At 43.8% G+C, this 22,472-nt stretch carries 20 protein-coding genes and 2 pseudogenes; 9 read left to right on the top strand and 13 right to left on the bottom strand.

What is annotated here, in order from left to right; all coding sequences use genetic code 11:
* Nucleotides 1–118 precede the first annotated feature (118 nt).
* Nucleotides 119–1,840: a GGDEF domain-containing protein gene (locus tag J8N69_RS02245; protein ID WP_168827605.1), complete on the bottom strand. Its 1,722-nt coding sequence runs from the start codon at nt 1,838–1,840 to the stop codon at nt 119–121.
* A 122-nt stretch (nt 1,841–1,962) separates the two neighbouring features.
* On the opposite strand from J8N69_RS02245, the gene J8N69_RS02240 reads away from it, so the two are divergent.
* A complete protein-coding gene (locus J8N69_RS02240) occupies nt 1,963–2,142 on the top strand; it encodes a bifunctional adenosylcobinamide kinase/adenosylcobinamide-phosphate guanylyltransferase (RefSeq protein WP_168827606.1) in 180 nt (59 codons plus the stop codon).
* A 150-nt stretch (nt 2,143–2,292) separates the two neighbouring features.
* On the opposite strand, the gene J8N69_RS02230 is transcribed toward J8N69_RS02240, so the two are convergent.
* Genes J8N69_RS02230 through J8N69_RS02220 form a run of 3 tightly spaced genes read right to left on the bottom strand, consistent with a single transcriptional unit; the run spans nt 2,293 to nt 6,740 of the window.
* Entirely contained in the window at nt 2,293–2,511 is a 219-nt protein-coding gene (locus tag J8N69_RS02230; RefSeq protein WP_168827608.1) for a hypothetical protein, read from the bottom strand.
* Between the two features lie 5 nt (nt 2,512–2,516).
* Nucleotides 2,517–3,338, bottom strand: coding sequence for a M48 family metallopeptidase (locus J8N69_RS02225; protein WP_168827610.1), 822 nt, complete (start codon nt 3,336–3,338; stop codon nt 2,517–2,519).
* A gap of 27 nt (nt 3,339–3,365) precedes the next feature.
* The gene (locus J8N69_RS02220; protein ID WP_227803949.1) at nt 3,366–6,740 is read right to left on the bottom strand and encodes a type I restriction endonuclease subunit R; all 3,375 of its coding nucleotides are present in this window, start codon (nt 6,738–6,740) and stop codon (nt 3,366–3,368) included.
* On the opposite strand from J8N69_RS02220, the pseudogene J8N69_RS02215 reads away from it, so the two are divergent.
* The 4 genes and pseudogenes from J8N69_RS02215 to J8N69_RS02200 all read left to right on the top strand — a co-directional run.
* Nucleotides 6,739–7,263: pseudogene (locus J8N69_RS02215) on the top strand (IS5 family transposase); the annotation flags it as partial. The gene J8N69_RS02220 and the pseudogene J8N69_RS02215 sit on opposite strands and share 2 nt — an antisense overlap.
* Before the next feature lie 609 nt (nt 7,264–7,872).
* Nucleotides 7,873–9,054, top strand: a complete 1,182-nt coding sequence (ltrA, locus tag J8N69_RS02210; protein ID WP_227803948.1) for a group II intron reverse transcriptase/maturase — start codon at nt 7,873–7,875, stop codon at nt 9,052–9,054.
* Nucleotides 8,963–9,355 (top strand): group II intron maturase-specific domain-containing protein, encoded by a 393-nt coding sequence (locus tag J8N69_RS02205; RefSeq protein ID WP_227803947.1) that lies wholly within the window; start codon nt 8,963–8,965, stop codon nt 9,353–9,355. Before ltrA ends, J8N69_RS02205 begins: the two co-directional genes overlap by 92 nt.
* Before the next feature lie 106 nt (nt 9,356–9,461).
* Nucleotides 9,462–9,908 (top strand): annotated as a pseudogene (locus J8N69_RS02200) (transposase); the annotation flags it as partial.
* A 199-nt stretch (nt 9,909–10,107) separates the two neighbouring features.
* Here the strand turns inward: J8N69_RS02200 and J8N69_RS02195 are convergent.
* The 4 genes from J8N69_RS02195 to J8N69_RS02180 form a co-directional block, all read right to left on the bottom strand.
* Nucleotides 10,108–10,998, bottom strand: coding sequence for a nucleotidyl transferase AbiEii/AbiGii toxin family protein (locus J8N69_RS02195; RefSeq protein ID WP_168825852.1), 891 nt, complete (start codon nt 10,996–10,998; stop codon nt 10,108–10,110).
* A 1-nt stretch (nt 10,999) separates the two neighbouring features.
* Entirely contained in the window at nt 11,000–11,524 is a 525-nt protein-coding gene (gene abiEi / locus J8N69_RS02190) for a type IV toxin-antitoxin system AbiEi family antitoxin (RefSeq protein WP_168825850.1), read from the bottom strand.
* Nucleotides 11,525–12,425: 901 nt separating this feature from the next.
* Complete coding sequence (locus tag J8N69_RS02185) at nt 12,426–14,615, bottom strand: putative bifunctional diguanylate cyclase/phosphodiesterase (RefSeq protein ID WP_168825848.1); 2,190 nt, start codon at nt 14,613–14,615, stop codon at nt 12,426–12,428.
* A gap of 134 nt (nt 14,616–14,749) precedes the next feature.
* Entirely contained in the window at nt 14,750–15,331 is a 582-nt protein-coding gene (locus J8N69_RS02180) for a HupE/UreJ family protein (RefSeq protein ID WP_168825846.1), read from the bottom strand.
* A 369-nt stretch (nt 15,332–15,700) separates the two neighbouring features.
* Between J8N69_RS02180 and J8N69_RS02175 the strand changes: the two genes are divergently transcribed.
* Nucleotides 15,701–16,285, top strand: coding sequence for a hypothetical protein (locus J8N69_RS02175; RefSeq protein WP_168825844.1), 585 nt, complete (start codon nt 15,701–15,703; stop codon nt 16,283–16,285).
* An 87-nt stretch (nt 16,286–16,372) separates the two neighbouring features.
* Here J8N69_RS02175 and J8N69_RS02170 read toward each other — a convergent pair whose 3' ends face one another.
* Together J8N69_RS02170 and J8N69_RS02165 are read right to left on the bottom strand one after the other, a co-directional pair.
* A complete protein-coding gene (locus tag J8N69_RS02170) occupies nt 16,373–17,584 on the bottom strand; it encodes a phosphoribosyltransferase family protein (RefSeq protein ID WP_168825842.1) in 1,212 nt (403 codons plus the stop codon).
* A 189-nt stretch (nt 17,585–17,773) separates the two neighbouring features.
* The gene (locus tag J8N69_RS02165) at nt 17,774–18,001 is read right to left on the bottom strand and encodes a hypothetical protein (protein WP_211085073.1); all 228 of its coding nucleotides are present in this window, start codon (nt 17,999–18,001) and stop codon (nt 17,774–17,776) included.
* A 75-nt stretch (nt 18,002–18,076) separates the two neighbouring features.
* Here J8N69_RS02165 and J8N69_RS02160 point away from each other — a divergent pair, with 75 nt between their 5' ends.
* Nucleotides 18,077–19,216, top strand: coding sequence for an ISAs1 family transposase (locus tag J8N69_RS02160; protein WP_168825840.1), 1,140 nt, complete (start codon nt 18,077–18,079; stop codon nt 19,214–19,216).
* A gap of 139 nt (nt 19,217–19,355) precedes the next feature.
* On the opposite strand, the gene J8N69_RS02155 is transcribed toward J8N69_RS02160, so the two are convergent.
* On the bottom strand, nt 19,356–19,604 hold the full coding sequence (locus tag J8N69_RS02155) for a hypothetical protein (RefSeq protein WP_211085071.1): 249 nt from the start codon (nt 19,602–19,604) through the stop codon (nt 19,356–19,358).
* A gap of 154 nt (nt 19,605–19,758) precedes the next feature.
* Here J8N69_RS02155 and J8N69_RS02150 point away from each other — a divergent pair, with 154 nt between their 5' ends.
* Both J8N69_RS02150 and J8N69_RS02145 read left to right on the top strand, forming a co-directional pair.
* Nucleotides 19,759–20,007: a CopG family ribbon-helix-helix protein gene (locus tag J8N69_RS02150; protein WP_168825838.1), complete on the top strand. Its 249-nt coding sequence runs from the start codon at nt 19,759–19,761 to the stop codon at nt 20,005–20,007.
* Nucleotides 19,979–20,284 (top strand): type II toxin-antitoxin system RelE/ParE family toxin, encoded by a 306-nt coding sequence (locus J8N69_RS02145; RefSeq protein WP_211085069.1) that lies wholly within the window; start codon nt 19,979–19,981, stop codon nt 20,282–20,284. The genes J8N69_RS02150 and J8N69_RS02145 overlap by 29 nt, the downstream gene beginning before the upstream one ends.
* A 17-nt stretch (nt 20,285–20,301) precedes the next feature.
* On the opposite strand, the gene J8N69_RS02140 is transcribed toward J8N69_RS02145, so the two are convergent.
* Entirely contained in the window at nt 20,302–20,766 is a 465-nt protein-coding gene (locus J8N69_RS02140) for a hypothetical protein (protein ID WP_168825836.1), read from the bottom strand.
* 145 nt (nt 20,767–20,911) lie between these two features.
* Nucleotides 20,912–22,438: a DUF3612 domain-containing protein gene (locus tag J8N69_RS02135; RefSeq protein ID WP_168825834.1), complete on the bottom strand. Its 1,527-nt coding sequence runs from the start codon at nt 22,436–22,438 to the stop codon at nt 20,912–20,914.
* Nucleotides 22,439–22,472: the final 34 nt, after the last annotated feature.

Here is a 22,472-nt window from a genome sequence, read left to right as displayed (position 1 = left end):
ATTGCTTAACAGAAATAACGATTAGCTGTAGTTTGAAGTGTTTTTTTTGTGGGTGCCAGTCTCAAAACTCTCAAAAGTCACAAGAAACAACATAAATAAGGGTGCTTTTTGTGAAATGTTACAAATCTTTTTTAAACTCAGCTATACAAACTTGGTTTCTGCCTTGGGTTTTGGCTTGGTAAAGGGCTTTATCGGCTCGGTTAAGTGTGCTTTCAATGGATTCTTGGCTGGCGATACTCATTTCTGCAACGCCTAGACTGATGGTTATTTTTATCTTGGTTGACTCATCTAGTTTAATGCTGCGCTCTGCAATGCCTTGGCGAATGCGTTCAGCACACTCTTTTGCTGCTTGGCTGTTAGAACTAGGCAGGAGAATAACAAATTCTTCACCACCAAAACGGGCGATTAAATCTTGCTCTCGGCTAAGTTTTTGAAAAGCACTGGCAACTTCAATTAACACTAAATCACCTGCTTTATGCCCATATTGGTCGTTAACTGCTTTGAAGTGATCTATATCTAACATCATAACGGATACAGGCTCACCATTTACCTGTGCTTTTTCTACCAAAATAACACTTTCAGTTAAAAAATAACGGCGGTTATAAAGCTGGGTGAGTGGGTCAGTAGCCGCTTGTTGAGTTAGTTCGGCTTGTTTAGAACGAATTTTTTCGAGTATTTTTATTCGGTGAGAAATAATAAAGGCTAGGGTTAGCGCTTCTAAAACTATGCCAATACCTACGCCGTGGCTGTTTACATAGTTGGGTTCTACTAGCCCTTTGTAGTAGAGAACGGCATAGGCATTAAAAATAACAAAAAAGGTATGCCCGATTAAAAAGTACTTTACCAGCGGGTTGCCTTTGCGGAATAAGGAAATACTAACGGAGAAGGTAACTAACATCATGATTAAGGCTAGGTTGCTGGCGTATTTTAACGCGCTGGAAATATCAAATAATCCGTAAATAAAGCCAACAACTAATAAGGCTAAAATAGCTTGCAAGCCTTTATGCTCTTTGGGGTAGGTTTGCGAGGTTTCAAAAATGGCCATCATAAACAACACCAAAAAAATGGGCATGGTGAAGACGGTTAGATTAAGCATAAACACCCAATCACCATAGGTATTGAAGGCTTTGCTAATTAGTCCGTAAGAAAGTGCTATCCAAAGCTGGCCTGAAACCAGGTAAAGGGAATAGAGAATATTTTCTTTTTTGCTGGTGGCTAGGTAAAGAAGGCTGTTATAGAAGACTAGCGCGACCATCATACCGACTAAGAGTGCGATATCTAAATGCCCACCAACCAATGCTTTACGCGAGTGTTCTTCGTCGTAAATTTCTGCTGCAAACCATTGGTGAGAATAGGCGTGGCTTTTAATGTATAACGTTGTGTTGGTTAGTGCTGGCAGTGTAAAGGGGTAAACCACTGTACCTTGGTACATTAAGGGATGGCTGCTGGCAGTATTAAGGTTAATTGAGGTTTGGTTAACCAGCAGCGGTAAGTTATTGGCTCGGCTGGACTCTTCAACAATTGCAACTGAGCGTAGGTGGTAGGCTTTGGGTAGATGCAAGTAAAGTTTTTGCTGTTGTTTTTCTTGGTTATCTAGTTTTATTCGGTACCAAGTAACGGGGGCTTGATTGCCTAGGGTAGTGGTGTTGTTGGTTGGGTGAAAGGTTTGGTTACGCAGCTGCTCAAACTTCATTATTTGTGAGGTGTCGATAAAATATTCGATAGCGTAATTTTTTAGCTGTACTGTGTCTTTGTTGATATTGATTACTGGTGAGGCTAGTGCACTTAAACTAAAGATGCACAAGAAAAATGACAGTAAAAATAGGCGATAGCTAGCCATTAAAAGAACCTTGTTTATTGGTTAGGGCGTTAAGAAAAATATTTTAGCAGCCTTTGTTCATTAAAGTATCGCATAGGTAAGGGTTTTATTTTTGGCATTGAGATTTCTATTTAGGGGTGACTATGCGTCAGCTTGTTTTAGGTGGTGTGCGTTCAGGCAAAAGTCGTTATGCAGAAAGCTTAGCTAAAGAAGTGGGTTTACCAGTGACTTATATCGCTACGGCAAGGGCAGGTGATGATGAAATGCAGCAGCGCATTCAACAGCATCAAGCCTACCGACCTTCAGACACAGGTTCAGGTTGAACCAAAGGAGACAGCGCAAGCGCCAGAATGATTGGGGATAGTTTTCGCATGAGGAGTCCTCGTTAATGTAAATCGAGGCTCCAGTCAATGCAGTTGTCCTATGTGGACTCGGTTAGATAGATTGAAGAAATCGCAATCTAACTAGGGGGCTTATAGAGTAACAGCTTTAGATATGAGAGTAGGTAAATATAGATCTCGTGAAGCGTTTTTAGTTTCTACCATGTTTTCTAACGCCACAATTATTTCATGGTAATCCCAGCCTACAAATGACACTTTACCATCTTCTGTTACGTTAACTATTTTTGATAGTTTATCCAGCAAGATCTGAGGTTTCAGATTTTTCTTCCATGTGTATATCGGTTTAGCCATTTCCATCACTCATTCAAATACATCTCCGCCATGTCATCTAATTTGGCTTTTACTTCTTTCCAGTTTTGCATTACTTGAGTTAATAAACGCCAGAAACGCTCGCTGTGGTTGTGTTCAGCAATGTGGCAAAGCTCGTGTAGTATCACGTAATCAATGCATTCCTTATGGGCTTTAACCAAGTGAGGGTTAAGCATTAGGTTGCCTTTGGTTGAACAGCTTCCCCATTGCTTTTTCATGCTCATTACCCGAAACGATGGTACGCCTTTCACCCATGTGGCTTTGGGAAGTAGCTCGTTTAAGCGATCGTGAAAAACGGATTTGGCTTTATCTTGATACCACTTATCAAGAAGGGCTTTCACCTTGGAGGCTTTGTCTTTCGTGTCACGTTGCAGTGAAACATTAAACTTGCCACGACTTAGCTTAACGCTAGTAGGTTGCTCTGGGTCGATTTGTACTTTTAATACATAGCGTCTGCCAAGATAGAACTGTGTTTCTCCGCTGACATAATGCCTAGGTAGAACAGGGTCTTTTTGCTTAGCGAACTCTGTGAGGTTTTGCCAAATCCATCGGGCTTGTTTTAGTACCGCCTTTTTAATGGCTTCATCTGATGCACTTGTCGACACGGTTGCGACCACTCGCTGGTCGGGGTGTACTTTGATCACCACTTTGCTGCCTTGCTTATTAGATGCAAGTTTTTTATTCGAGAGATCCTTACGAATAACTTCATAATGAATAAGCTCATCGCCGTATGAGAATACGCCACGCTCAAGTGCTTTCGGGCGGCTCTCTGTTCCGACAATTGTGGCAGCAATAGAGTGAGTAACCATTAATCTAACACCTTTAAGTTCTCACCATTACGATCTCGAAATACCCAAGCGAGTGATTTTGAGTACGCCTTCAATCAGCTTTTGCGCATCCACAACTCCTAAGTCGCTGAACAGCATAGGCAGTAGTTTTACGCTGATTGCGTTCTCAATTTCAGCCGGGTTAATGGAGTATTCCGCTACGGCGTCGTTTACTACCTTATCTATGCTAAAGGCATAATCGACAAGTTTGGCATCATCCAATGATTTTTCGGCCAAATAGTCCGAGCCCAGTAAGTGCTTAAACAAACCAAAATACGCTTGGGCATGTTTGTTTAACTTGCCCGACTCATCGGTAAATTCATTTGGAATGTCGGCGACCTTGCGGCTTTCCACTTCTTGCTCAAAATCTGCAAACAAAATGTATTGTTTAACGGGGGCATCAAACATGGCTTTAGCGTCTTCAATCGCTTTTTTCAGCAGCTTAGAAAAATACTCCTGCGCATAAGGGTCATCGGCAAGGTCTTGTTCAATCATTTTAGTCACGCGGCCAGTGATCTTATCGGTCTGGTTACGTGCTTCATCATCGCTTAGGGTTTCAGGCTTTACGTGTTTACCAAGATTACCAACTAGGTAAGCGCCTTCAGCTTCTTTAACTTCAACACCTGCAATGTGCTTATCAAGCAGACTGCGAATGTCTTCCGCGTAGTCATCGTAATCAATGGTTTCGTTAGCATCTTCACGCACTTGCTGGCGCAGTTCTACGAACGCTTTTAAGTCACGTTTATAGACATCACGTTTGTTATCAAACGATTTATCTTCAAAGTAGTTGGCCGACTGTAAAGCAACCTTCATGCAGTTGGAAAATGCCGTTAAAGCTGAATAAAAGTCATCACGCTTTTTAAGATTGGTATCAACCAAGTCACCCGCAACGTCTTTCACTTTAGGCGCTAACGCTTGTCTTAGCGCAGGCCCATCTTGTTTGTTTTTAACCCCTTCAAAAATTCCCCATAAATCACTGTGCAATCCTGGCAGCTTTTTGTATTCCGTATCCATGCGGTTATACAAACCTTTAAGGTCGTCAATATCAAAGCCGCCTTGGGTGCGTTCAGCCAAGTCTTGGTATTTTTCAATGGTGGTATCGAGTTCTTTTAAAATGCCACGGTAATCAATTAAATACCCAAACTGCTTTTGTTTGTGCAATCGGTTTACTCGTGCAATCGCTTGAATCAGGTTGTGCTCGCGCAGCGGCTTGTCGATGTAGAGAACCGTGTTCTTGGGTTCATCAAACCCCGTAAGAAGCTTATCAACCACAATCATAATGTCTGGGCCATCATCACGGCCAAAGTCTTCTATAATCGCCTTTGTGTAAGCCTTATCGTCGCCGCCATAGGTGTTGGCAACATTACCTTTCCACCAATTCTGCACAATGTCTTTGCTTTCTTGGTCAACTACATCATGGCCTTCGCGAGTATCGGGGGCAGACATCGCTACCACAGAGGTCACTTTGCCAATTTTATCTAAGGCTTGTTTGTAGCGAATGGCAGAGGCTTTAGAGTCACACGCTAGCTGGCCTTTTAAACCTTGGTTCTTAAAATTTTGAAAGTGATCAGAAATATCATGGGCAATTAATTCAATACGCCCTTCGGTTTGATAGATTTGGCCTTTTTGTGAAAACTTCTTTTTAAGATCGGTCTTTTGCTCTTCTGTAAGCTTTGACGTAATACGCTCAAACCACGCATCAATGGCTTTGTCGTTTACGTTCAGGTCAGGAATGCGCTCTTCGTACAATAACGGCGTCACGGTTTTATCTTCAACCGCTTGCTGCATGGTGTAAGAGTGAATGATCTTGCCGAACTTATTCTCGGTCTTATCGTCTTTTAACAGCGGCGTACCCGTAAAGGCGATGAACGCGGCTTTCGGCAGCGTTTGTTGCATACGAATATTGTTTTCACCGTTTTGGCTGCGGTGGCCTTCATCAACCAATACCAAAATATTTGGGCTGTCGTTGAAGCACTCAGGCTGCTTAATGGCAGAACCAAACTTGTTAATAATGGAAAAGATAACGCGTTCGTTACCCTTACCAATTTGCTCCGCTAGGCGTTTACCAGAGGTTGGCATCGCGTCTTTCTTGTCGCGGTCTGTCAATACACCGCCTGAAGCAAACGTACGGCTAAGCTGATCTTCTAAATCCACTCGGTCGGTAACAATAATCACGCGGCATTGAGTGAGTTCTTCTAGCCAAATAAGGGCTTTGGATAAAAACACCATGGTGAATGACTTACCGCTGCCGGTAGTGTGCCAAATAACACCGCCTTCACGCGCACCTTGCTCATCAAATGTGGTGATGCGTTCTATTAAAGCTTTAATACCAAACACTTGCTGGTAACGCGCTACGATCTTGCCTGCTTTTTTATCAAACAAGGTAAATAAACGCGTCATTTCTAACAGTCTGTCTGGGCGCAACAAACTGATAATTAATCGGTCTTGGTCGGTAACGGTTAAATCACCTGCAGAGATCAGAGACTTATATTCTGTTTTATCGGAAGCAGGGCGATGGTCAAACAGATTGTTGATTTGTTCATCGCTTAATTTGTGGTTCTTTAAACGCACAAATTCCGCTTCTGGAATGAGTTCTTCTTTCCACTTGGCCCAAAACTTTTCAGGTGTGCCGCAAGTGGCGTAAAGCCCTTCATGACCATTAACTGCTAACAGTAACTGGCTGTAAGCAAATAGATGAGGGATTTCGTCTTGCTTCTGATTACGAATTTGCTGAGACACCGCTTCATAGCTGGTCGATTTACTTTCATGCTTCGAGTCAGGGCGTTTAGCCTCAATCACTACCAACGGTAGGCCGTTTATAAAGCACACCACGTCTGGTCTGCGAGTGCCTGTGCCTTCGGCATTTTGCACAACTAATTCTTCGGTAAAGTGAAAGTGGTTATTGTTAATATTCGACCAGTCGATTAATTGAATGGTGGGTGAAGCTTTTTTGCCATCAATAAACTCGGTCACACTGATGCCATACATTAAAGCGTTGTAGATTTTCTCGTTAGCCGCTTTTAGCCCAAGGTTCATGGCAGGGTTCAGCTCATGCATTACCTTATCAATTGCGGCCTCTGATAATGTATGTTGTTTACCTGCAAACGAGAATGTTTGCTTGGCTAAAAAATCACGCATTACAGGGAGTAAAACAACCTGATGAGTGCTTTTCTTTTCACTCGCTAGTGTGTTGCCGCGTAGCGCTTCGCATTCACTTGGTGGAATGAAGGTGTAACCCAAGTTGGTGAACAATGTCAGTGCGGGTATTTTTGCGCTGAATTCTTCTTGGAAGTTGGGAGTTTGTTTATCCATTCGGGAAACTGCGATTAAGTCCCCAATATGAGACAATGCCGATCTGACCATTACCTCAAGACCGAATGACATGAATCAGCTTTCCTTCGCCGATACCGAATTTACCAGCAAACGCCGCAAGACTCGCAAAGAGCTCTTCCTTGGTCGGATGAATGAGCTGATTCCATGGCTACAGCTCGAAGCTCAGATTGAGCCGTTTTACCCAAAAGCTGGCAATGGTCGGCGTCCATACCCTCTCGCTACCATGCTACGCATTCACTTTATGCAGAACTGGTACAACATGAGTGATCCAGCGATGGAAGATGCCCTTTACGAGATCACCTCTATGCGGCTGTTTGCTGGCCTATCATTAGAAGGTGCGATCCCAGACCACACGACCATCATGAATTTCCGTCACCTGCTTGAGAAGCATAAGCTGGGTCGTAAACTCTTCAAAGAAGTAAACAAATGGCTGTCTGATTCTGGCACCTACTTTAAAGAAGGGACAATCGTTGATGCGACGATTATTGAGGCAGCAAGTTCCACCAAAAATAAATCTAATGCACGCGATCCCGAAATGCACCAAACGCAAAAGGGAAAACAATGGTTCTTTGGCAGTGCGACCTGAAAGTTGCAAGTATTTCTGTTTCGCAGGGTATGTCTACCTGACGAAACCGGTTGTTTCACCAACCGTTTCCTACTCGGACGTGCGGAGCTGGTAACAGCACCGTGCGAAGCTTCGGGGACAATGTAACCACCGATTTTTATCGGTCAGTCGAACCGTGAGAGAAGACTGAATCTGCCAGCATTAAGGCGGAGCGGTGCTAGGAATGAGCGGCTACGGCCAACAGATGTGAATCTCTTATAAACGTCGTTAAACCAGACAAGCCAAAGATGCTGATAGGCTTGAACCAAAAGGTGTGTGGCCAGGTATGGGTTCTGACCAATAACCCATCGTGAATGATGCGCCACCGGCGAAATGGGGAGGTCCGCTCCGCTCTGAAATACATGCGGAACAGGGTAAGTCCGTAGTACTGCCATAGTTGGCAGATGAACCGTGAGGAACATTGTTGGTACTGCGGATAAAGGAATGTGGAAAAAGCGAATGCCTCTCTGTAATCGAGAGAATACGGGTTGAAACATCACTCGGCGCGAAAGCGAGCAGACTTCCACGAGGTCTTTCATAGCGAGATAACTTGAAAAATTGTTTAACGGAGGAAAGCAGATGACAGCATCGGCAATCAGCGCGAAGACGCCGGTCTCAGGTGTGGGTGCACCTTCGCACGCAGAATTGATATGGCTCTGGGCAGACTGGTGTCATATCGAGAAAGACGTGAGGCGACTCCAAGTGCGTATCGCTAAAGCAACACAGGAAGGTAGATGGGGCAAAGTGAAAGCCTTGCAGCGCCTACTAACCCGCTCCTTTTACAGCAAAATGCTTGCTGTAAAACGGGTGACGGAAAATCGAGGTAAAAGAACACCGGGGATCGACGGCAAGATATGGTCGACTCCGGCCGCCAAATCAAAGGGAGCACTCACGTTAAAGCATCGCGGCTATCAACCGCAACCGCTAAGACGTATCTACATACCCAAGAGCAATGGAAAGAAGCGTCCTCTTGGGATACCGACAATGCGAGACAGAGCGATGCAATCCTTATGGAAATTAGCGCTGGAACCTGTTGCAGAGACCCAAGCAGACCCGAACTCCTATGGTTTTAGGCCCGAGCGTTCAACGGCAGACGCCATCGCACATTGTTTCAATGCACTCGCAAAGCGAACATCCGCTACGTGGGTGCTGGAGGGCGACATTCGCGGCTGTTTCGACAACATCAGTCACGATTGGCTGCTCAGAAACATCACCATGGATAAAGTCGTGCTGCGTAAATGGCTTGAAGCAGGGTATGTAGAGAAAGGAGCCTTATTCGCTACCGAGGCCGGTACGCCGCAAGGCGGAATCATCTCCCCGGTACTGGCGAATTTGACGTTGGATGGGCTAGAGCAGGCAGTTAATATAAGCGTGTCTCCAAAAGATACACCACGACGCCCGTTTAAAATCCACGTCGTGAGATATGCTGATGACTTCATCGTGACAGGGGCTTCGAAAGAGGTCTTGCAGCACCAAGTTCGCCCGGCAATTGAGGTATTCTTAAAGGCACGGGGCTTGGAGCTTTCAGACGAAAAGACTAGGATCACGCATATCGCACAAGGTTTCGATTTTCTGGGCCAAAATATACGTAAGTATTCGGGCAAGCTACTGATTACCCCTGCCCGTAAAAGCGTGAAGGCGCTTTTAGATAAGGTCCGGAAAATAGTGAATGGAAACAAGTCGGCAACAGGCGAACCTGATTCTGAATATCAATCCGGTAATCCGAGGTTGGGCGATGTATCACCGCCATATTGTGTCTAAGGCTCGTTTTACATGGATTGACCATCAAATTTGGCGAATTCTGTGGCGATGGGCTGTGCGTAGGCACGCCATGAAAGGTGCGAAATGGGTAAAGAAAAAATACTTCCATGTTGAAGGGGCAAGACACTGGGTGTTTGCGTCTGATGATCGGATTAATGGCATAAGCCAACGGTTGCGGCTGTTTTCAGCATCGACCGTTCTGATCGTAAGGCACATTAAAATACGTAGTGCAGTGAATCCCTACAATCCGACATGGAACGCTTATTTGGAGCGCCGCCATCGATCGATTTCCCCATTGTGAAGCTCGGTCATATCAAGGCTGTTGAGAGGCTTGAGCCGTATGAGGGGTGACTCTCAAGTACGGTTCTTAGGGGAGGATGGTGTGGTAACACACTGTCCTTACCCGACTAAAAGCACATATTGGAGTCGATGCTAAACGTGGCTTGGTGCATAGTTTCACCACCACTTCTGCCAATGAACATGACCTAAACCAAATCACTGAGCTCATACATGGCGATGAGACGTTTGTCTCTGCTGACTCAGGCTACCGTGGCGTAGAAAAACGTGAGGAAACCAATAATAAGACGTTGGACTGGTTGATTGCGGAGATGCCAAGCAAGGTTCGGGAATGGAAGAAGCATCCCCGTATTAACAAACTCCCCATTAAGACTGGGTACATAAAGGCCAGTATCAGAGCAAAAGTAGAGCATCCGTTTCGGATACTGAAGTGCCAGTTTGGCTTCCGCAAAGTGGTCTATAAAGGTTTATCAAAAAATGATAATAAGCTCGCGGTGCTGTTTGCACTGGGAAACATATTGCGAGTGGATCAGATGATAAGGTCTGCACGGGGTTAATCCGTCTTGATGACGGCAGTTGGAGCTTTTAAGCCTCCAACTAAGGAATAGACACACTAAAAACCGAGATTTTTAGTGAATTAAAGAGTGAATCAGGCCAGCTGCGACTTAGTGCTAATAATCTGACTTAATCGCACGTTCCCTAGATGAACGGCTTAACATCACTACTCAGCGTTTATATGCCTTATTTGATTACTGTTTAAAGTCCCATATCAAATTTCTTTGTCTGTAAATCAGGTCTGAGTATGGGGTCTGTCATGCTTTTAATTTCAAGTTGCACGTATTGCCAATATTCTGGATTATCAATTGTTCGCTGTTTAATTTGGCTTGGAATGAAACGGCTCATTTCATTGTTAAAGTCAGCTTTTACCTCTTCTTCGTTCAGTAATTTTTCGACCTGAAGGGTAAGCGACTCTATGAAGTTAGCTTTTGTTTTTTCTCTTGCCGCAAGTTTTTTGCTGATCAGCTCTATGGATACGTCAATACCTCTTTGCTTGATCCAAAGAATATCCCAAACATCACGAGGTTTAATACGTCTGGAACGGTATGCTAGAGCAATGAATTTATCTGCCAAGGTTTCTTCTAACGACTGTACTGGTATCAAAAGTCCTTCTGTTGGAACGACGACATCGTAATGATTGATCAGTGGTCTTCTCTCAATGTCGAAAGAAGGGATAGCACAAATGTCGATATGCATTTTTTGACGTGGTAGATCAGGGCGGTTGGCTTCTTTTTCGATACTAATTTTCCAAGAAGATGTGTCTCCTTGTTTGTCTTGGTTCGGCTTATTTACCCAGACTTCTGTTTCATATTTTTTTTGTATGTACTTTTGAATCTCGACTTCCAAACCATCAAAGTCATCAGGTTTAAAGTCATACCCTCCATTAAAGTCTAAATCCTCAGACAATCGAGAGCTGTTGTGGCATAAGCGAAGTGATGTGCCGCCAATAAAAGTTAGTGATTGCATAACCCCCTGTTTTACCATGACCGCCATAATATCATGGTGCAATATTTCTTTTTCTATAACAGGTGTTATCCCTGCATACTCAGGATTGGTGTTAACAATTTGCTTTATGACTTCTTTGAGCATGTTATGCCTCCAGCATGTGCAGATTTCGATTACAGTTTTTTAAATCAATAAGAGCTTGGGTTGTTTTGGCCCGATACATTTTTATATCTGAATCGAAATAAATATTAGGAGCGATTGTCTCGATCGTTTTTTTTGTATGTGTAAACTCAATGACGCCATAAGGTGTCGGAAAAATACCACTTCTACCTTTTGTCATCACAGTGAGTCTGTCCATAACAATTTGCGAAATATCGCCTGTATAGCTAAGTTGGCTCTCTAGGCTGATATAGTTAAGTACGTCTCCTCTGAGCTTATTTACAACCTTGTAAATTGCCGTGGATCCATCTGGAGGAGTAATGGTACTTTCAAAAATACCCGCTGCAACTCTTCGTAACACACCTTGTCGTACGCAATCTGTAAGAAACTTTGTAAAAGCAGGTGTATGTTTTTCGCCGAGCATAAATGCTATCTCTGTAGCCGTATGAACACCTCCACCAGCTTTAGTAGTGTGAGATAGTACGGACAGTAATTTTTCTTTTCTTCTCATGGCGGTCTACGAACTATTACTTTATGGGTATTAAATTGTAGACCCAATGGGTTAAGTAGACAAGATTTTGGTCTACAAAATATTAGGTTTAAGGTGTTTTTTTGTAGACCTCTTATGATGGGATAAGCTTTGAATGGTATAAAGCTCTATTTTGCTTCGAATCAAAGTAACAAAAATGTCCAAAAGCATGCTTTGATTCAAAGCAATTGAAACCATGCATTTATGGGTATTTTTGCCTTTAAAGTATGGGCTAATTTGAGATGCTTTGATTCGAAGTGTAGAGGTCATGGGCCAAGATGGGATCAAAATGGGCCAAAATCCCCTGATATAGAGTTTTATTGCCTTATATTGCTTTGATTCAAAGGATGTGTGTTTACTAAGGTATTGAATACGTTATATAAAGTAGTTCATTGCCATGTAAGGGAATATTCAGAGTAACCTTGACATGGTAGAGGTCAGCAGTTCGAATCTGCTTAGTCCTACCACCTAATTAAGTATCAATAGAAAAGCCTCGACAGTTAGTGATTATTCGCAACGTCGGGGCTTTTTTGTGTCTGCAAACTATATAGTCTCTTCTGCTTATTTTACTGACCTCCTAAAAAACGATTTCCTAAAACTTTTAAACCCGAAAATCCTCATGAAGTCTCTGCCAATGTTCTCTTAGCTGTTGTTTGTGCTCTTCATTCATTGGTAGGTTTTTAAAAAGCCTCTGGCCAAAGGTTTCTGGCTTTTTCCATCGCATCGTCCAAATACGGTTTGATCGCTCGCCATGAATTATCCGGTGGCTTTTACGCTTGGCCAATATGCTACGGACATGGCGTAAAATCGAACGGATTGGCTCTCTGCTTGAGCGAGCGTTCAGTCTGTTAGCCATTATCGTTTAGGGTTAGTGGTGTGAATTTCAGTGGTTGATAGGTTGTCCTTGGTTGAACTCTTTTTCTGTTACGGCTTTGCTAATGTAATAACCTTGTCCAAAGTCGCATTGAAATGCTTCCAGCATTGTCCACTGCTCTCGCGTTTCGATGCCTTCTGCGAGTACTTTTATGTTGAGTTTGTGCGCCATGGCAATGATGGCTTCGACAATTTTGCGGTCATCTGGGTCTCGCTCCAAATCCATGACAAAACTACGGTCAATTTTTAATAAGTCCACGGGGAGATTTTTTAGTTGGGACAAGGACGAGTAGCCGGTTCCAAAGTCGTCTATTGCAATGCAAATCCCCATGTCTTTGAGCGTTTGTAATAGGGTTCTAGCAAGATGAACGTCTTCAAGTATTGAGGTCTCTGTGATCTCAAAGCCAATTAAGTGGGCGGATACTTGATACTTTGCGAGTAATTTTTGAACTAGGATGACGAAACAAGGGTCTGCGAGTTGAGCCGAGGCTAGGTTAATGTGCAGTAAAATATCAGGTCGACCTTCTAATTTACGTTTTGCTAGATAGGCGATGCTGTTTTCTAGAATCCAATGGCCTAACTCTATGATTTTGCCTGTGCTTTCTGCCAGCGGAATAAAGTCATTGGGGAATATCAGACCTTGTTCTGGGTGATTCCATCGAATAAGGGCTTCGGCACCAAATACTTGATTGGTGTGTAGGTTAAACTGAGGTTGAAAGTAGAGTTCAAATTCATTTCTTTGTAACGCTTGTGTCAAGTCTTCTTCGGCTTTGACACGACTGTGTGTGCTGATTTTCATTCTTTCTGTATAGAATGAATATTGGTTTTTACCTTGGGATTTGGCCTGATAGAGCGCCATGTCTGCATATTGCATGATGGTTACAAGGTCATGGCCATGCTCTGGAATCATCGCAATCCCAAGGGATGTGCTTAGCGTGTATTGTCTATCGTTTAATATAACAGGAGTGCGAATACTGCTTAATATTCTATTGGCATGATTCTCGGCTGCTTGGTGATCCACAATATCGCCAAGCAAGATACCAAACTCATCGCCGCCCAAACGCACGACTAAATCGGAAATGCTTTTTAATTTACTGAGCCGATTGGCAACAATGATAAGTGCCTGATCGCCAACATCGTGTCCTATGGTGTCATTAATACGCTTAAAATTATCAAGATCAAAATAGATGAAAGCAGAAATGCGGTTTCGCCGTTGATTGTTAATCAATATGGCTGGCAAGCTGTCTTGCAAAAAACGACGGTTTGGTAAGCCTGTTAAAGGGTCTTTGTAAGCCAGATCTTGAAGCTCGGCCGTTTTTGCCTTGACTAGCGTTCTAAGGCGTAAGGGTTGGATGAGTATGGCGTACATAGAAATTGCCAATAAAAAAGCAACCACAAAGGAAACGAGATACCCTGATAGTCGCCGCTGTTCTAATGGTTTATCCAAGTCGCGACTAACATTCAATGTCCATGTCCCTACAGGAAGGATAAGGTCTGTGGAGACTTGAAAGCTGGTAAGAGGGGCGGCAGAAGAAAACAGGCTGATGATTTGCTTATCGTCGACGTGCATTCTGGTTAGCTGGTATTGGTAGCCTTCTTTTTCGAATCGTTTTAATTGGGTGGTTTCTAGTAAGTTATCCAAATAAATCATTGCTGAAACAAATCCCCAGAATAACTCTCGTTGTGTGTCTCTGTATAAAAAAACCGGGGCTCGGCTAATAACGCCGACACCGCCTTGCGCGAGTTCAACAGGGCCAACGACAAATAGACGACGGTTTTCGATGGCCAACATTGCACTTTCATTAAAGCGAGGCGTTGAAATAATATCGAGGCCGATAGCGGCTTCATTACCTTTGAGTGGGTAAATGGTCTCGATAATGCCGTTTGGAGCAAGTTGCAAGTTTTCAATGCCGCCAATCGACTGAATCAATCGATCCGCGTAGTGATCAAACCATTCTATATTGCCATTATTGTACTCAACCTCATAAGCAATAATCTGAGCGGAGGTAAATGCAGAAGATAAACGACGTTCTAAAGCGGAGGCTTGTGTGCGGGATAGGTCGCTCAAAATAGACAATTGTTGGCTGACCACAGCATTAACAGAGGACTGGGTCCAGTAAATGCCACACGATGCAATGATTAAAAATGCAACCAGAGAGAGAATGATGGCAGAGGGCTGCGTAAACTCGGCTTCTTTCAATGAACCGTCCTTTATTGTGGCGTTTAAACTTGTTTAAAAATTATACATAAATTTAGACATAATAAGGATATGCAGCTATTTTATTTTATTGTAAAAAATCACCACGGCATTAAGGCAAAGCCGTGGCGATGTGTTTACGCAATGGCGAGAAAAACGCCAGCAACAGCAATCAAACTGCCGGTGATGCGAGTTACAATGGGCGCTTGGAGGCGAGCAACTGCCATACCAAAACCGATACCAGCAACATGCAAGAGTGCGGTTGCTGCCGCAAAGCCGAATGCGTATTCTGCACTGTTAGCGTTGAGTGGCATTTCTAAACCGTGAGCTGCACCATGGAAAAGCGCAAATAACCCAGCAATGCCAGCGCAAACGGCGATAGGAAAACGTGCGGCACCAACGAGTAAAGCCCCCATTAGAATCACTGACAAGACAATACCTTGTTCAATGAAGGGAACTTGTACGCCAGCAACGGCTAATCCGCCACCCACCAACATAGTGCCGACAAACGCCGCAGGTACAGCCCACAAAGCGCGACCGCCAAGGCTTGCCGCCCAAAGACCAATGGCCAGCATGGCCAATAAATGATCCAAACCACCCATAGGGTGCATAAAGCCAGTCATAAAACTGGTGGTGTGTTCATGTCCTGGGTGAGCTAAGGCAAGAGCTGGTACGGTAGCAACCAGTGCGGCTAATCCCATTTTAAGCGATAAACGCATGATTAATAGTCTCCAAAAAATAGATGAATATGAAAAAGGCCTTATAAAATGGCCTTTTCTAAACCACCGCTCTTGCGGCTGGGAGTGAGGATTCTAACATACCCAGAGGGTGGGTAAATTGAATGATCTTGCCAACGCATAACGAATTATTCAGCTTGTTAGGCAAAGTGATAGTACTTTCGTGTTTTTAGCCTAAATTCTTCTATTTTATTGATCTAGATCCTATTGTTATCCTTTGAATCTGCGTATTTATCGTCGAATTTTTCCTGCTTGATCTGCCTCATTATGGTAAGGTTTCGGTTATCTAAAAGGGCGTTTTGATCATGAATCTGACGCTCTGTTTCTTTCAGAATGCATAAGGATGAGGTTGTGGCAGACACTTACTCAACAGAAGTGAACAAATTAGAGAAACTGCGTGCGGCTTGGTTGCCTGCGGTGGAGTTTCTTTTTGGCGAAGCCGTTGCTGAAGCCAAGTTCGATGGTTTTGACGTCCATGATGACATCGCCAAACCCAGCGCCGTTTTTGAACATGCAGACGAGCCATATCGTTATAAAATCCAAATGCCTGCTCGAGTATTCACTAACGATGTGATGCTGCTGGCTGATGTGATTCAAGAAATGGTACGTGGCCAATATCCTGTTGGTTTTGAAGGCGCTAAAACGCCCGCTTTGTGCGAAGGCGTTGCGGTATTTGGGGCGATTACCGCGATCAAACAGGTGTTTGGAGAAGAGTCGGTTGATTCGTATTTAAATGCATTACGTGAACAAGCCTTTCCCTATTATGATGCTTTTTCCTATGTGGCTGTTTTACTGGCCGAAGACCCACAGGCGATCAAAAAATTACGTAGTGTTCAGCCTTTCTTATACAAGGTAGAGCGAGCCGATTTTGAAGCGGCACAAGTAGAGATTGATCGTAAAATCAAAGACATTCTGTTATTGGCTTTTCGTGCCTAGGCAATAATACAGCGTTAAAGGATACAAAAATGCCGCGTGATGCGGCATTTTTATTTTTTTGTTTACTTGGTTGGGCTGAGGGAAGTTTTAGCCCTTCAATTCTGATAATTCTTCACTGAACCAAATTTTGCGTTTAAAACGTGGGTTTTTAGACGACATATCGATTTTGTAAGGGTTTGGCTCGTGAGTTTGCGGCAAATCAAGAATGTTGCACAGTTCTTGAGCGAGCCATTTTTCCACTTTTAACACCACCATTTTCTTGCGTAAGCGACCTTGTTCATCGCGGTTCAAGATGGTCGGTAGCGTGTTCAGCGTTAAAATCTCGCCAATAGCAGGGTGCGCCATGCGTTCACGACCTTCGTCACTGGCGTAAAAATGCGATACTGCAAACACCATGCGCTCAGGATTAATTTGTTTTAAGAACTGACACGATTTCACCACAGTCGAGCCCGTGCGTACCATGTCGTCGAATAAGACAATGCTCGCGCCGTCTAGGCCGTCGAATGTGTGCTCGCTTTCTTTGTGAAGGGTTATTTCCACTTTGCGCTCGGCAGTGCGATCTTTATCCAGCATGATAAATTTCGCTTTGCTTAGGCCAAGGGTTTTATACATTTCTTTAACAAAGTCCCGCGCGCCTTTGTCGGGTGCGCAAAGAACAAGCCCTTCGCCGTTTTCGCCATAGTTTAAAATGTTCGAATTTAATAAATAGTGCGCGTAAATTTCGTAAGGAATGAGGTTGTGGAAGTCGCCAGCAAACACTTCATTAAATATTTTTTGCACGGACTCGGAGTGATTGTGAATGGTCATCACCGTATCCACTCCAGAAAGTTTCAGTAGCTGGGCGTAGAGTTTGGCGGTAAATGGTTGACCGTCGAATTTTTTGACGTCTTGGATATCGCGTTCAAAACTGGTGTCGCCCAACCCTTGGTGTGGGCCTCGATCTTGCGCGCTGTAGAATAAATCTGGCTCAACTAGAATCACTCGCTCTGCGCCATTTTCTTTTGCGGCACGGGCGATAATAAAGTTAGACATGGCCAATTCTTGGCGGCTTTTGACATGGCTGTTGGTGCTGACGATAACCACCGCTTTGCCTTTCAGTTTACGGCCAATGTTATCGAAATCGGCTTCGTCGGAAATAAACCGAGGGCAAAACTCGGAATTCATGAACTGTTTCATGCTGATCAAATCAGCGATGTCTTCGTGTTGCCCCATTGCGTAGGCGACATCAATCGCAAAGGGATTATCGGAAGAGTTACTAACAACGACGACATTAGTAGACTGACCGGTCAACAAAGTCATGAGAGATCCTTAACTTAAGGGTAGGGGAATTTGCCGCTGATTTTAATACTTGTGGGCCTATTCCGATAGAGCTGATTGAGGATAAATGGCATTTTTATGATGATTCGGTGTCAGTCGCGTTTTTTCTAGGTTAAGTTCAGTGAAAACCTGAGCGTTCTCAAAGACCATTATATTTTGCTCGTATGCGGATTATGCAAAAGCGGCGGCGAAGTTCTGTAACTCTGCTAGATGCTTCGGTTGCTTAGGCTGAACGATGTCTTCATTGATTCTAAGTATCAGACTTTTGAAGACTTCCGTGTTGTTTTTCAGTTTTTGCGATGCCATTAAGGATTGGATTTCATTAATGCTTTTTTCACTAAGCTTAACGGAAAAGCGCTTTGAGGCTTTTGCCTTGGCAATATCGGATTTTAACAGCAAGCCTAAGTCGCCCAGGGCAAACGCGTGAACGTTTTTTGATCAATTAACACAACATTTGCATTCAATCCGTGTTTGATGAATGATCGTGCCCTTTTGAAGCCGATGACCTTATTAGACCGTATGATGCAGCTAAATGACCCACGCCAACAAGCAAAATGTACCCATGATTTAGGGGAAGTCGTTTTCATGACTACCTGCGCGATACTTTGTGGTGCGGATGATTGGGAATCGATTCAGCTCTTTGCCGATACTCGAAAGGACTGGTTTAAACAATTTCTTCGATTGCCTGGCGGCATTCCATCACATGACACCTTTAACCGTTTATTTTCTTTGTTGGATCCAGCCTGTTATCGAGAAATGTTTTGTGGCTGGGTTCAAGACATGTTGATTGATACTCCATTATCTGGCGTCGTTGCGATTGATGGGAAGACGGTGCGGGCGTCGCGCTCGAACAAACACCAAGCTATTCACATGGTGAACGCTTGGGCTTCACTGGCTGGCGTCTCTCTTGGTCAATACAAAGTAGATAAAAAATCCAATGAAATCAAAGCCATTCCTAAGTTACTAGATCAGCTGGCTATCAAAGGTTGCTTGGTCACAATGGATGCCATGGGATGTCAGAAAGACATTGTTTCCAAGGTCATTGAAAGAGAGTCAGACTATTTGGTTACCGTAAAAAGTAATCAGAAAACGTTACATAAAGAGCTTGTAACCTACTTCGACCATTACTGGGAAAACCATACACAAGATACGCTAAGTGATCACTTTTTTGAGCAAGAAAACGAAACTCATGGTCGCAAGGAGCATCGTCGGTGCTGGGTCACGACGGACTTATCCTCCCTGTCTATTGCAGCAGAATGGCAAGCAAAAACTGTCGCCGCGATACAATCAGATCGAGTGGCTAATGAAAAAGGCCGAAGCCATATTCGTTATTTTATTTCCAGTAAACCGATGACGGCGGAGGAAGTGCTAAAGGCCACTCGCGAGCATTGGGGAGTAGAAAATCAGCTACATTGGGTGTTGGACGTCTCTTTTGGGGAAGATCAGTGCCGAGCTAGACAAGGTTACGCGGCAGAAAACCTAGCCACCACCCGACAAATCGCTTTAAATTTATTAAAGCAGGAGACAAGTTTGAAACTGGGCATAAAAAATAAACGTAAAGCCTGCGGCTGGGATGATAAGTATCTGTTTAAAGTGATGGGGTTGGTTAAATAATGTTCATGCGTTTGCCCTGCTAAGTCGCCTTGAGAGAATCGGTTAGAGCTTAGGGCATGAAGATAATATAAAACCAAGGCTTTATTGAAGCTGTCTCCTAAGCTGGCGTCTATTTTTTGAGTCGCTATCGTTAAAATGTCTAAAAAATGAGCGGGCAAACGCACATCGATGGGCGTTTTGATTTATTGTACTCGGCACGTACTTTCGCGGTAGATTGTTTTGGAATGCTAACCACTGTGTTGCAGTGATTGCAAACCGCTGCCAAGATATTTTTCACCACCCCAGAGTCATCACTAAAACTGACATCTCGAAGCTGATAAGTCGCGTGTGTTAAACCACATTCAGGACAAATAATCTGTCTTGAATCGCCTTCTTTGACTATCTTCATTTTACAACGCTCCTTTTGTACGAAATAAATCGTACTTTTTATTGTACGTCAATATTCGTACTTTTTAATACGTTATTTTTATTTTAGTTCAAACTATCACCATAAACTAATATCGACTATGATTTAGATTCTTAGAGAACCTCGGAGAATGTCAATGTCTTTAAAAGCAACCTCAGTCAGGCTAGACGAAGAGACACTACAGCGCGTTGGCCAAATGGCTGACGCAATGGATAGACCCCGAGCATGGCTAATGGCGGAAGCGATTAAACAATATGTTGCCCGTGAAGATTGGTTTATTCGTGAAGTAGAAAAAGGAATCGAGTCGGCGGACAAAGGGAAACTGATCGACCACTGTGATATTAAAGCGAAATGGGATGCAAAACGTGCTGCTCAAATGGACTGATTTAGCTGAACTTGATTTAGAAAAAATCGAAGCTTACATAGCAGAAGATAATAGCCAAATTGTTGCTATTGATGCGGTGATGAAAGTTATTGATAACGTACATCTTATTTTGTCTGAACACCCGAGAGCTGGACGCTATGGTAGAGTGAAAAACACACGAGAACTTGTTATTGCAGGCTTACCTTTTGTTGTCGTTTATCGAGAAAATTTGTTTGTTAATTGCCTAGAAGTCTTACGTGTTCTTCATGAATCGCAGCATTGGGCTGCGAGTGAATAAAGTGTTATTTTTATATATTACAACACCTTATAAAGAGCATACGCAGAATATAGCCCCCATACTAAAGGTACTGCTATTTCATATAGTGAGCGAAAAACCCTTAACAGGCTGCTTTTTGTATTTTGAAAGTCGTGTTTTTCACCAATTTCCGAATCTAAAAAATTTATCAAACCTCTTGTTTTGATCTTTTCTCCAATATTTTCAAAGTTATTTTCGGACTCTGATAGTTTTGAAGAAGATAGCTCAGATAATGAGTAAATTGAAAAGGTTACGATGTAATAAATCATGATTGCTAACAGCAACTTTAACAAATTTGACTGTTCTATATTTGTAAACTCAATGCCAAGTGCTGATATCTTACTAGGTATTATGCCCACATCTGCAACAAGTACACCTATCGTGCCGGCTGCCATCAAATGATTTCGTACTTTTCGTGTGGTTTCTGTGAAGGGTTCTTTTAATCGCTCAGCTAATACGCTCAATGTTCTTCCTAGGCCGCTAATATTGATAGTTTTTTTGATTTTTTTCTATAGTGAATAATTTTTCTATAAAAACTTACCCGTCGATATTAAAGCTCTTTCTCAATTACTACCAGCTTCCAAGATCAACTCTCCTCAAACAAGCCAACTACCTCGCCTCGCACTGCTGATAGCAACTCGGTTTCCTCGGGCAGACGGCGCCGCGAGAGCAAATCAGGCGTGCGTCGTTGTCTATGCCGCGTTCGACCCAGTTGATGTTGAGAATTTTCGCCACGCTCATGAGGTCTTTTTTGATGCTTCTTGGGATCTGCGAGGAACCGCCTTTGGTGACGCAGGCTTGGCGCAAATCGGCGGCGATGGCGATGGCGTCTTTACCTTGGGCATCGATGGCTGGATTCAAATCGATACCGGAGCAAAGCACATGGCTGTTGCCAGCAAGGTCTTGTACTTTGACGGATTCACAGGCGTAAATACGTGGCTCGTCGCCGACGTTAAGAATAGAAATTTGCGCTGAGGTTCCAGTGCTTGGCTCGCTGATTTTGCGAAACACAGACCAGTGCTGACAAGGATCTTCTACCGCACTCATGTTACCCCACGGCAATGGAATGCCATTGCCTCGGTACACGGCTTTAAGTTTGCCCGGTGCGTAGGCATCAAAATAATGCCAATGAGGATAGGGCGAGGCGGCGGTCATGCGGCGCATGGTGACGGACTCCGAAACGCCCGCCAGTTGCGCGGTGTTTATTTCATAGCCGTTGCGATCCAGCATTTGTCGAAATGGCACCTTGGGGCAAAGCAACGCACCCGCAAAGAAGCTGCATTCGAAGTCTCGCCAAGCGTACAAAATATCCTGAGCATCCATGCCTGACGATTGTATTTTGGCGTTCTTCGCTTGCAAGGGCGAGATCTCATTGCGCCCTGTCACCAAGACGTTTTTCATGCCGTCTTTGTCGTGCAATACCGTGTGACCAATATGCACCGCGAGGTTGTATTTTAGCCGCTGTGGCTGGGCTTTCATGATTTGGTTAATGTAAATCGTGCTTGGCGGATCAAAGAAAGACGTCACCACATGGCTTTCGCTAATGCCCATTTCTTGTAACACCGCTAAGGGGGTTTTACGAAACCATTTAATTTGCAAACCCATTTGCTTAGTGATGGTGACAATCTCATCAAGACTTAATGGTAAGCGTTTGAGGCCGACTTCTTCGGCGGCGCGTTCTAAATCGGGGAAATGATTTTGATGGTGTTCTTGGTGGGCGCGAATAAGCAAATGGGCAAATTGTCGACCACTGGTGCCCGTTTGAGACAGCATTTCTGGGATGGCAATTTGCAGTATGTCTTTGGAGAATAAAAAGTTCGGCTCTAGCGCCATACCATTGATGCCGCCACCTGACCCTTTTGACGGAGTGATGGCGTCTTCTTCTGGAATATCGTCCAAAAACCATTCGACATTTTTTTGAAAAACGCTGGCGATGACTTCCAATACGTCTTCGCTGGGAATGCGTTTGCCCCTTTCTATCATGGACAAATAAGACACGGATGGGGCCGATTCTGCGTCCACTTTTATGCATCGTGCTGACAGGTCTTCCATGGTCAAACGGTTGCGTTTACGCAGGTTACGGATCTTGGTGCCCAAAAAATGGGCTTTGCGATTAAGGCTATTTTTATTTTTCATTTTTGTAAAATTTACACTGTGTAATTCTTATTGT

The sequence above is a fragment of the Marinomonas profundi genome, from assembly GCF_020694005.1.
GTDB lineage: Bacteria > Pseudomonadota > Gammaproteobacteria > Pseudomonadales > Marinomonadaceae > Marinomonas > Marinomonas profundi.
This window is presented reverse-complemented; position numbering and strand designations above follow the sequence as displayed.